The 10981-nt window shown below is 71.2% G+C and carries 9 protein-coding genes; 8 read left to right on the top strand and 1 reads right to left on the bottom strand.

The window, feature by feature from the left end; genetic code table 11:
• Positions 1-1217 (bottom strand): AMP-binding protein (locus tag NQ160_RS11455; RefSeq protein ID WP_257515367.1); only part of this gene is annotated, 1217 nt, incomplete at its 3' end.
• Positions 1218-1621: 404 nt separating this feature from the next.
• Between NQ160_RS11455 and NQ160_RS11450 the strand changes: the two genes are divergently transcribed.
• From NQ160_RS11450 to topA, 8 genes are all read left to right on the top strand, one after another.
• Entirely contained in the window at positions 1622-2881 is a 1260-nt protein-coding gene (locus tag NQ160_RS11450) for a TadA family conjugal transfer-associated ATPase (RefSeq protein ID WP_306853180.1), read from the top strand.
• Positions 2878-3765, top strand: a complete 888-nt coding sequence (locus NQ160_RS11445) for a type II secretion system F family protein (protein ID WP_257515366.1) — start codon at positions 2878-2880, stop codon at positions 3763-3765. Before NQ160_RS11450 ends, NQ160_RS11445 begins: the two co-directional genes overlap by 4 nt.
• A gap of 34 nt (positions 3766-3799) precedes the next feature.
• Entirely contained in the window at positions 3800-4009 is a 210-nt protein-coding gene (locus NQ160_RS11440) for a DUF4244 domain-containing protein (protein WP_257515365.1), read from the top strand.
• On the top strand, positions 4009-4350 hold the full coding sequence (locus NQ160_RS11435) for a TadE family type IV pilus minor pilin (RefSeq protein WP_257515364.1): 342 nt from the start codon (positions 4009-4011) through the stop codon (positions 4348-4350). The genes NQ160_RS11440 and NQ160_RS11435 overlap by 1 nt, the downstream gene beginning before the upstream one ends.
• Positions 4350-4688: an Rv3654c family TadE-like protein gene (locus NQ160_RS11430; protein ID WP_257515363.1), complete on the top strand. Its 339-nt coding sequence runs from the start codon at positions 4350-4352 to the stop codon at positions 4686-4688. The genes NQ160_RS11435 and NQ160_RS11430 overlap by 1 nt, the downstream gene beginning before the upstream one ends.
• Positions 4689-4918: 230 nt before the next feature.
• A complete protein-coding gene (locus NQ160_RS11425) occupies positions 4919-7303 on the top strand; it encodes a thioester domain-containing protein (RefSeq protein ID WP_257515362.1) in 2385 nt (794 codons plus the stop codon).
• 207 nt (positions 7304-7510) lie between these two features.
• Positions 7511-9277 (top strand): thioester domain-containing protein, encoded by a 1767-nt coding sequence (locus NQ160_RS11420; protein WP_257515361.1) that lies wholly within the window; start codon positions 7511-7513, stop codon positions 9275-9277.
• A gap of 139 nt (positions 9278-9416) precedes the next feature.
• Positions 9417-10981 (top strand): type I DNA topoisomerase (gene topA / locus NQ160_RS11415; RefSeq protein WP_257515360.1); only part of this gene is annotated, 1565 nt, incomplete at its 3' end.

Below are 10981 nucleotides of genomic sequence, written 5' to 3'. Positions count from 1 at the left end.
CGGTACCACATCCATGCCTCGGGGTTGATGGGCTCGCCCACCGAGCCCAGCAGCCGAAGCGAGGACAGGTCGAAGCGCTGCGGCACCTCGCGCCCGATCTTCATGAACGAGCGGATCGCGGTGGGCGCGGTGTAGAGGGTCGTGACCTTGTACTTCTCCACCAGCTCCCACCAGCGACCGGGGTGCGGCGTGTCGGGCGTGCCCTCGTAGAGCACCTGGGTGGCGCCGTTGGAGAGCGGACCGTAGGTCACGTAGCTGTGGCCGGTGACCCAGCCGATGTCGGCCGTGCACCAGAAGATGTCCGTCTCGGGGTGGATGTCGTGGACGATCCGGTTGGTGAAGGTCGTCTGGGTGAGGTATCCGCCCGAGGTGTGCAGAATCCCCTTGGGCTTTCCGGTGGTTCCCGAGGTGTAGAGGATGAAGAGCGGGTTCTCGGCGGGGAAGGGCTGCGCTTCGTGCTCGGGGGAGGCGTCGGCGACGACGTCGTGCCACCACAGGTCGCGGCCCTCGGTCCACTCCACGGCGTTGCCCCCGCGGCGCACCACCAGCACGTGCTCCACGGTCTCTTGCGGGCCGGAGCCGTTGCGGTCGGCCAGCGCCATGTCGACGGCGGGCTTGAGGGCCGACACCTTGCCCTTGCGGTAGCCGCCGTCGGCGGTGATCACGAGCTTCGCCCCGGCGTCGTCGATGCGCGTGCGCAGGCTGTCAGCCGAGAAGCCGCCGAAGACGACGGAGTGCACCGCCCCGACGCGGGCGACGGCGAGCATGGCGGCGATCGCCTCGGGGATCATCGGCATGTAGATGGCGACCCGGTCTCCGGCGACGATGCCGAGGTCACCCAGCACGTTCGCGACGCGCTTGACCTCGTCGGTCAGCTCGGCGTAGGTGACGCGGCGCTCATCGCCGGGCTCGCCCTCCCACAGCAGCGCGACGCGGTCGCCGTTGCCGGCTTCGACGTGACGGTCGAGGCAGTTGTACGCGACATTCAGCTCGCCGTCGGCGAACCAGGTCGCGAACGGGGGGTTGGACCAGTCCAGCACCTGTGTGAAGGGCTTGTGCCAGTGCAGCAGCTCCCGGGCCTGGTCGGCCCAGAATCCCTCGCGGTCGGCAGCGGCGCGTTCGTACAGCTCGCCGGTGGCCACGGCGTTCGCGGCGAAGTCGGCGGGCGGGGCGAATCGGCGGGTCTCGTTCAGCAGGTGGTCGATCTGGCTGCTCATGTCGGCGCGCTCCTTTGCGGGTCGGCGTGACGGGCTGACCGTCATCGCGGGTCACTCTATTGAGCGCCCCGAGGCGGTCACTACTGCCGATAGTGGGGGATGCCGGCTCCCACGGCTCGGATCTGACGGCGCGCCGGGCGCCGGTTTTGCCCGCTCGACCGCGGTTGCGTAAGCTCAATCCCAGTCGAATTCGGTTCTGGCTCAGCCGAACAGGGTTCTGGCGTATGCAACGCCCGTCCTCCCCCCAGGACGGTGTTCGTTGTCTGGCGGCATCCCATCCCCCCCATGGGATGCCGCCATCTCCTTCTCCGCCCGCTCTCCCCAGATCGCCGTGATGGGCGTGTCCTCCACGGATCAGGGTCGAGGCACCGCGCAGGGTCTGCCTGTCGGCCTACCGTCGGCACATGACCAGCGCCTTCGTCGTCCTGCCCCGCCGTGTCGGCGCGGCTCCCGACGTGCCGAGCGCCCCCGGCGCCGAGACGCCGCGGCGCGCGCTGCCGCTCACGGTGCCGCCGGTGGTGGTTCCGGGGTCGGCAGCGCGCGCGGTTGCGGAGACGGTGGAGTCGTCGGGGGCTGTCCGGCTGCAGCGGTGGTCGATGAGCGCGGTTCCGGTGCCGCGGCAGGGCAGCGTGCAGCACGCGGCTGCACCTCGGGAGCCATCGCAGGCGGTGGGCGCGGCGGCTCAGTGGGCCCGCCCTGACTCGGCGCGACCCCCGACCGCACTCCGCCTCGTGCCGGCTGACGCCGCCCTCGCGCCGCTCGCGGCGCTGCTGACCGATCCCCATGTCACCGACCTCTTCGTCAACGGCTGTGACGGACTCTTCGTCGACCGCGGTCGCGGCGCGGAGCGCGTGAGCGGATGGCGCATGTCCGAGGGCGAGGTGCGCACCTTGGCGGTCGACCTCATCGCGCTCGGTGGCCGCCACCTCGACGACGCCACTCCGTGCGTCGACGTGCGTATCGAAGGCGGATTCCGCGTGCACGCGGTGCTGCCGCCGGTCTCGCGCGGCGGCACCATGATCTCGCTGCGCGCGCCGGCGCCGATCGTCCCCGACCTCGACGCGCTGGGGGTCCTCGGCATGTTCGGCCCCCGCACGCGCGAGCTTCTCGACGCCGTCGTCGACGAGCGCGTGAACGTGCTGGTCACCGGCGCCACCGGGTCGGGAAAGACGACGCTGCTGGCGGCCCTGCTCGACCGGGTGCCGCACTCGCAGCGAGTGGTGACGATCGAGGATGTCGCCGAGCTACGGCTGCGGCATCCGCATCACGTGCGGCTCGAGGCGCGACAGCCGAACCTCGAGGGCGCCGGAGCGGTGTCGCTTGCGCGGCTGGTGCGAGAGGCGCTGCGCATGCGGCCCGATCGGCTCGTGGTGGGGGAGTGCCGGGGCGAGGAGGTGCGCGAGATGCTCACCGCCTTGAACACAGGGCACCACGGCGGCGCGGGAACGCTGCACGCCGGTGCCATGGGCGACGTGCCCGCCCGGCTGGAGGCGCTGGGCGCCCTGGCCGGCATGGACGAGCGTGCCGTCGCCCGCCAGGTCGTCAGCGCGATCGGGTGCGTCGTGCACGTCGCGCGCGGGGCGGGTGGTGCGCGCAAGGTCACGGGGATGGCGCGGCCCGTGCTGTCGGGCGGGGCCTTGTCGCTCGAGGCGGTGCCGCGGTGATCGGCCGGCGCCCCCGCGCGCAACCCCCCGACGCGGATGCCGCGGCGACCACGGTGCTGCAGCTCGCGGTGCTGCTGCAGGCCGGGATCACACCGCACCGGGCCTGGGAGCACCTCGCCTCGTCCGGAAACGCCACGGCGGCGGCGGTGTGCGCCCGGGTCGCGAAGGGCGCCGCGCTGGCGGTGGCCATCGCCGCGGCGGGCGGCACGTGGCGTCATGTCGCCGACGCCTGGTCTGTCGCGACGACCGTCGGAGCACCGTTGGCGGTGAGCCTGCGCGCGGTGGCCGAAGCGCTTCGCGATGCACAGGCGGCCTCCGACGACGTGCGGGTCGCGCTGGCCGAGCCTGTCGCCACGGCGCGTCTCATCGCCTGGCTGCCGCTGGTCGCCGTCGCCCTCGGCGCAGCGCTCGGCTTCGACACCGTGGGGGTCGTCTTCACCCAGCCGTTTGGCGCGGCCGCCGTCGTGGCGGGCGCCCTGCTCATGTTCGCCGCGCGCGGATGGACCGCCCGGCTGATCGCCCGAGCGCAGCCGCCGCCGGGCGTTCCCGGGCTGGACGCCGAGCTGCTCGCGGTCGCCCTCGCCGGCGGCGTCTCGATTCCCCGTGCGCGGGATCTCGTCGCCGCGACCGGCGTCGACGAGCACCCGCGCACCGCTGCCGTGCTCGAGCTCTCGCGCACGGCCGGTGCCCCGGCGGTCGAGCTGCTGCGTGCCGACGCCGCCCATGCCCGCCACCGTGCCCGCGTCGAGGGGCGGCTGCGTGCGGCGCGACTGTCGTCACGGCTGCTGCTGCCGCTGGGCGTGTGCACGCTGCCCGCTTTTCTGCTGCTCGGGGTGGCACCCATGCTCCTCGGCGTGCTCGCGACGACGCCGCTCACGCTCTGACCCGTGCCCGAACCACCTCACGACAAGGAGAATCATGACCCGCACACCCGACACCCTTCCCGCACTCACCCGCCGTCGCGCGGCGCGACTGATCGCCGACGAGAGCGGTGCGGCCACCGCGGAGTATGCGGTGGCGACCATGGCCGCCGTCGCCTTCGCCGGACTCCTGGTGGTGATCATGCGCTCCGACGAGGTGCGCGGCATCCTCACCGACCTCGTGCGGCGCGCGCTCACGGTCGCCTGATGAGCAGCCGCCGGTGGGACGATCGGGGGTCGGCCGCCGCCGAGCTGGCCGTCGCCCTGCCGGCGGTGATCATCGTGTTCCTGCTGTTCGCCGGGGCACTGACCGCATCGGGCCGCCAGGTCAGACTCGAGCAGGGCGCGGCGCAGGGTGCCCGGCTGGCCGCGCGGGGCGAAGCCGACGGGCGCGTGCAGGATGCCGTGTCGCGCGCGGTCACCGGGGCTGCCGCCGCCATCGGATCCGTCGGCGACCTCGTGTGCGTCACGGCCACCGCGCCCACGGGACTGCCCTTGCCGCTCGGCGAGCTGCGCGCCACGGCGTGCGCGGTGGGAGAGGGACGCTGATGCCCGGTACGGTCGCCGCCGTCGGCGTGCTCGCCACGGGCCTGCTGCTGGGCGCGTCGCTGCTGAGCGTCGGAACCGCGGCGGCGTGGAGCCAGCGGCTCGCGGGCGCCGCCGATGCCGCCGCGCTCGCCGCCGCCGACGCGGCATCCGGTGCCGTCGCGGGCGTGCCGTGCGAACGTGCCGCGCACGTAGCCGCCACCGTGGGGGCGGAGGTGATCGCGTGCGAGCTCGACGGCCTCGTGGCCACCGTCACCCTCGGCGCGACGTACGGGGTCATGCCCGTCTCGGTGGCCGCGCGTGCAGGTCCGCCGCCGGGTGCGCCTCCCGTTGCGCCCTGAAGCACCGCGACGCCCTCAGAGCATGCACGGGCCGAATCGGCGGGCCCGGCGGATGGAGGAGACAGACGCGCTGACGAGTGCTCTCGGCTTTCTCCAAGGGATTGAAAAGCGGCGGTGCTTATCCTTTCGCACCGTTGAGTGAAGGCGCCGACCGTCCGCCGCGTCCGGTCGGCTTCGAGCGGTGCGGCGTGGGATGTCCGCCGCACTGCCACGCACGTTGGAAGGCAGTGATGAACCCGAACTTCTGTTTCCTTCGCGGCTTCCGCCGCCGCAAGCAGGCCCTTCGCGCCGCACTCGGCACCCTCGCCGCGGCCGCACTGGTCGCTGCGCCCTTGGCAGCTGAACCCGCGCACGCGAAACTGGATGACGCGGCACCGGCTGCCGAGGCCGTGACTGGCCCGAACACCGAGGTCGTGTACACCGGCCACGGAGCGGGGTTGGACGTCCAGGGGTACTTGCCGCCGACGGCAGAGGTACCCGACCCGCTGGCCGCGTATCCCCCCGCCGGTCGGCCGGCAGGGTATGTCGACGAGTCGGCATTCGCCGGGGTACGCAACATCGCGTCCGTCGAAGACCCGTCCAGCACAGGACAGACGTACTGCATCAACCTGCGCGTGTTGACCGCGGTGGGCACCGGCTACGCGTCGGGGACCTGGGCGGAATCGAACATGCCGAATCTCGGCTACGTCACCTACATCCTCCACAACTACTACCCGGCGGTCGAGGCGCCGGCCGGGCTGACCCGCGATCAGCAGGCTGCCGCCGTGCAGTCGGCGGTCTGGTATTTCACCGACGGCTTCGTGTTGGGCGCGACCCCGGCCAAGGTACGCGAGGCCACCGCGGAGATCGTCGCGGACGCTCAGGCCAACGGCCCGGTCACCGAGCCGCCGGCGCCCGACGTGGAGATCGCCCCGGCCTCGGCTTCATCACCCGAGGGGAACGCGGCGGGTCCCTACGTCGTCACCGCCGAGGGCGCAGCGCCGGTCACCGTCAGCGTGCCGGCCGGCTACACGATGTACGAGGATGCAGCTGCCACCGCGCCGCTGGCGAACCCGAGCACCGTCTCCTCCGGCACATCCGTATGGGTCACCGGCCCCGGTGTCACGGGCATCGAAACCGTCCTGACCGCCCGGGCCACCGTCACGGTGCAGGAGGGGACCGTCTATCTCTACGACGGCAACAGCCCGGGTCGAGACGACGCGCAGCGGCTGATCCTCGCCAAGACGACCCAGCTCGAAGCCCTCGCGACCGCGACGGCGGAGTTCTTCACCGCCGGTGACCTCACCGTCAACAAGGCGTTCGCCGGTGCGGCGGTGGGGCAGCAGGGTGCAGCCCAGCTGGTGATCGACTGCGGCGACGGGTACACGTTCACGCAGGAGATCCCCGCGGGGACCAGCACGAGGCAGACCTACACCTTCACCGGCATCCCGGTCGGCAACACCTGCACGGTCACCGAGCCGACCACGGGGGCGACCACCGAGGTGGGCGTCACCACCGACGCTCCGCAGACAGGCACGATGCTGCCCGAGGGGCTGGCATTGACCGTCACCAACACGGTCGAGCTCAACGACGGCTCGCTCAACCTCGTGAAGGTCATCGCGGGCAGTGCGGCCGGTTCGCAGGACGAGGTGTCGGTGGGCATCATGTGCACCAGCGGCCTGGACGAGACCCTCGTGATCCCGGCAGGGTCGGCGGCGGGGGAGTACACGCGGACGTTCGGCGGCCTTCCCGCCGGGGACGAATGCACCGTGACGGAGCTGGCGACCGGGTCCAACGCGGTGGTGGAGGTGACGACCGATGCCCCGGTGACGGTGCAAATCGCAGCCGGTGCTGCCGTCGAGGCGCGGCTGACCAACACCGTCGAGCTCCGACCCGGATCGCTCGCACTGACCAAGACCGTGACGGGTGACGCGGCCGGCTCGCAGTCGGACATCCAGGTCGGCGTCATGTGCGACAGCGGGCTGGATGAGACCTTCACCATCCCCGGCGGCGCGGCGGCCGGTGACTACACGCAGAAGTACGAGCCGATCCCCGCCGGGTCGGAGTGCGTCATCACCGAGCTGGTGTCGGGGTCCACCTCCGAGGTCGAGGTCGTGCCCGGTGACCCGGTCACCGTGACGATCGAGCCGGGGGCGACTGCTGAGGTCGGCCTCACCAACACGGTGACCTTCAAGCCGGGCTCGCTCCGCGTGGTCAAGGTCATCAACGGCACGGGAGCCGGGCAGCAGTCCGCGATCTCCCTGTCGGTGATGTGCACCAACGGGCTGGCTGAGACCGTCGATATCCCCGCAGGGGCGGCCGCGGGGGAGTACACGCAGACGTTCGGCGGCCTGCCCGCCGGCACGGAGTGCACCGTCGCCGAGCCGCAGGCCGGTGCGAATGACTCGGTGCGCATCGTCGCCGACGATCCCGTCACGGTCACGGTCGCGCCGGGTGCCGAGACGGATGCGACGCTGACGAACACCGTGCTGCGGTTGCACACTGCGGCCGGTGGGGGGCTGGCGATGTCCGGAGGCGATGCGCCGATGCCGCTGCTGCCAGTGGCTTCGGGCGTGATCGGTCTCGGGTTGCTGCTGATGCTGGCCGTCCGGGCGAACCGCCGCACGGCGGAGTGAGTTGAGGGGTGGGCGGATGCCGCGGCATCCGCCCACCGTCAGCAACGTTCGCCCGATCACCGGTGGGGTGCGGTGTGAACACATCCGCCGCGTTGCGACACATATCGGAAGGCAATCATGAACTCACCATTCTCTTCCCCTGGGCGCGCAGGCCATCGGAAACCCGGTCTGCTCGCACTTCTCGGCACGCTTGCTGCAGCAGCCCTGGTGGTGACACCGCTGATGCCCGCACATGCGAGCATCGACGACGCGACGCCGGTGGCCGACGCGAGGACCGGATCCGACACCGAGATCGTCATCACCGGCGTCTCCGAGGGCCTGAGGCTTACGGGTTATCTGCCGCCCACGGCCATCGTGCCCGACCCGGCAACGCCGTATCCCGATAGCCCACCGGCCGACTACACCTCACGCTCGGGATTCATCGGCATCATCACGACCCAGTCGGTGAATGACCCGTCCAGCACCGGCGAGATGTACTGCATCGCCGCGCGCACTCCCACCGCCGTCGGCATCGGCTACCAGGCGGGGACGTGGTCGGAGTCGACCGTGCCGAACATCGGCTATGTCACCTACATCCTCAACAACTACTACCCGGCGGTCGCTGCGCCGGCGGGGCTGACGCCCGACCAGCAGGCCGCGGCCACCCAGTCGGCGATCTGGTACTTCACGGACGGCCTCGTGCTGGGCGCGGATGACGAGGTGGTGCGCACCGCTACCGCGGAGATCATCGCGGCGGCCCAGGCCCATGGCCCGGTGACCGAACCGGACGCACCCGTGGCGATCAGCCCGGCATCCGCCGCGGCACCGGCAGGCAGCGCGGCGGGCCCCTACGTCGTCACGGCCGAAGGTGCCGCGGCGGTGATATTGAGCGTGCCGACCGGCTACGAGATGTACAGCGACGCCGCCGCCACGACGCCGATCCCGAACGCGAGCAGCGTGCCGTCGGGAACCTCCGTCTGGATCACCGGGCCGGGGGAGACGGGCGCCGAAACCGTCCTGAGCGCGAAGGCGACCGTGACCGTGCAGCGTGGCAGCGTATACCTCTATGACGGCAACACCCCGTCGTACAGCACCGCGCAGCCGATGGTCCTCGCCGACACGGCGCAGTTCGATGCCACCGCCACAGCGACCACGGAGTTCTTCTCCGCCGGTGACCTCACCGTCACCAAGGCGTTCGCCGGTGCGGCGGTGGGGCAGCAGGGCGCCGCCCAGCTCGTGATCGACTGCGGCGAGGGGTACACGTTCACGCAGGACATCCCTGCGGGGACCAGCACGAGGCAGACCTACACGTTCCGCGGCATCCCCGTCGGCAACACGTGCACCGTCACAGAACCGCTCACGGGCGCGACCTCCGAGGTAGGTGTCACCACCGACCTCCCGGAGCCGGGCACGATGGCCGAGGCGGGCATCGCGCTGACGGTGACCAACACCGTTGAATTCAACGCGGGCTCGCTGAGCCTGGTGAAGGTCATCGAAGGCACGGCAGCCGGGCAGCAGTCCGCCATCTCCCTGTCGGCCACCTGCAGCAACGGGCTGGCCGAGACGTTCGACATCCCCGCCGGCGCGGGCGCCGGGGAGTACGCGCATACGTTCGGCAACCTGCCCGCCGGTACGGAGTGCACCGTGGCGGAGCGGGAGTCAGGCGCGAACAGTTCGGTACGCGTCCTCGCTGATGACCCGGTGACGGTGACGATCGCGCCGGGGGCGGTGACGGAGGCCAGGCTGACCAACACCGTGGAGCCGGTTCCGGCCGTGCCCGGTGGCGAGGCATCGATGCCCGGTGGCGCGGTGTCGTCGTCCGGTGGCGCGGTGTCGCCGTCGGGAGGCGACGCGGCGTCGATGTCGGGAGGCGACGCGCTGGCGAAGACGGGAGGCGATGCGCCGATGCCGCTGCTCGCGGTGGCTTCGGGTGTGATCGGTCTCGGGCTGCTGCTGATGCTGGCCGTCCGGGCGAACCGTCGCGCGGCGGAGTGAGTTGAGGGTGGGGTGGTGCCGCGGCATCCGCCCCGCCCGCACCCAGCGCCCGGACATGAGGGTACTGAGGGTTGAGCGTACTCAGGTTCTGCTCTGCTTGCCGGTGTGTATGGTGTGCACGGATAGAAAGGCGGCCACCGTGGCACAGGGCAAGAAGCTCGTCATCGTCGAGTCCCCGACGAAGATGAAGTCGATCCAGGGATACCTGGGCGATGGCTACGAGGTGCTGAGCTCGGTGGGTCACATCCGCGATCTCGCCGACAAGAAGGACATCCCGGCCGACAAGAAGAAGGCCTACGGCAAATACTCGATCGACGTCGAGAACGACTTCGACCCGCTGTACGTCGTCAACGACCGCAAGACCAAGACGGTCGCCGAGCTGAAGCGGGCGCTGAAGGGCGCCGACGAAGTCCTGCTCGCCACCGATGAGGACCGCGAGGGCGAAGCCATCGCGTGGCACCTGCTCGAGGTGCTCAAGCCCAAGGTCCCCGTCAAGCGCATGGTGTTCCACGAGATCACGAAGGACGCCATCCGCGCTGCCGCAGAGAACACCCGTGAGCTCGACCACGCCCTCGTCGACGCGCAGGAGACCCGCCGCGTGCTCGACCGCCTCTACGGCTGGGACGTCTCGCCGGTGCTGTGGCGCAAGATCGGCAGCGGCCGCGAGGGCCAGGCGCTCAGCGCCGGCCGCGTGCAGTCCGCCGCCACCCGCATGGTCGTCGAGCGCGAGCGCGAGCGCATGGCGTTCGTCTCCGCGTCGTACTGGGACGTCGAGGCGACGGCGGCGAAGGATGCCGCGAGCTTCGGCACCCGCCTGGCGCGCGTCGACGGTCTGCCGCTGGCCCGAGGCACCGACTTCGACGACAAGGGCGAGCTGAAGAAGGCCGTCATCGTCTTCGACGAGCAGCAGGCCCGGGAACTGGCCGATGCGATCGCCGCGAAGGGCACGGCATCCGTCACCGCCGTCGAGGCCAAGCCCGGCACGCGCAGCCCCAAAGCGCCGTTCACGACCTCGACCATGCAGCAGGAAGCCGGCCGCAAGCTCTCGATGAGCGCCAAGCACGCCATGAGCGTCGCCCAGCGTCTCTACGAGAAGGGCTACATCACTTATATGCGTACCGATTCGACGGCGCTGAGCACTCAGGCCATCGAAGCGGCCCGCGCACAGGCCGTGTCGCTGTACGGCGACCGCGCCGTGCCCGACCAGCCCCGCGTCTACCGCAGCAAGAGCCGCAACGCCCAGGAAGCGCACGAGGCCATCCGTCCGTCGGGCGAGCAGTTCCGCACCCCGTCGTCGGTGGCATCCGACCTCGACCGTGACGAGGCGCGCCTGTACGACCTCATCTGGAAGCGCACCGTCGCCAGCCAGATGTCCGACGCCAAGTACGAGACCACCACGGTGACCTTGACGGCCACGGCCGCCGGCCGCAGCGCCGAGTTCACCGCCTCGGGCACCGTCTACACGTTCAAGGGCTTCCTCGAGGCGTACGAAGAGGGCCGCGACGAGAAGCGCGGCGACGCAGACAAGGATGCCGACCAGTCGCTGCCCGCGCTCGCCGTCGGCGACAGCCTGAGCCTGCGCGACGTCGAGCCCAAGGGCCACGCCACGAGTCCCAAGCCCCGCTACACCGAGGCGAGCCTGGTCAAGGCGCTGGAGGAGAGGGGCATCGGCCGCCCGTCGACCTTCGCCAGCATCATCGACGT

Source organism: Microbacterium sp. zg.Y909, from assembly GCF_024626565.1.
Note: the sequence above shows the minus strand (reverse complement) of the source record. Positions and strands in the feature narration are given on the sequence as shown.

Coding starts and splice junctions, on each gene's coding strand:
- NQ160_RS11425 (WP_257515362.1), top strand. CDS start 4,919: ATGAACCCGAACTTCTGTTTCCTTCGCGGCTTCCGCCGCCGCAAGCAG.
- NQ160_RS11435 (WP_257515364.1), top strand. CDS start 4,009: ATGAGCAGCCGCCGGTGGGACGATCGGGGGTCGGCCGCCGCCGAGCTG.
- NQ160_RS11440 (WP_257515365.1), top strand. CDS start 3,800: ATGACCCGCACACCCGACACCCTTCCCGCACTCACCCGCCGTCGCGCG.
- NQ160_RS11430 (WP_257515363.1), top strand. CDS start 4,350: ATGCCCGGTACGGTCGCCGCCGTCGGCGTGCTCGCCACGGGCCTGCTG.
- NQ160_RS11450 (WP_306853180.1), top strand. CDS start 1,622: ATGACCAGCGCCTTCGTCGTCCTGCCCCGCCGTGTCGGCGCGGCTCCC.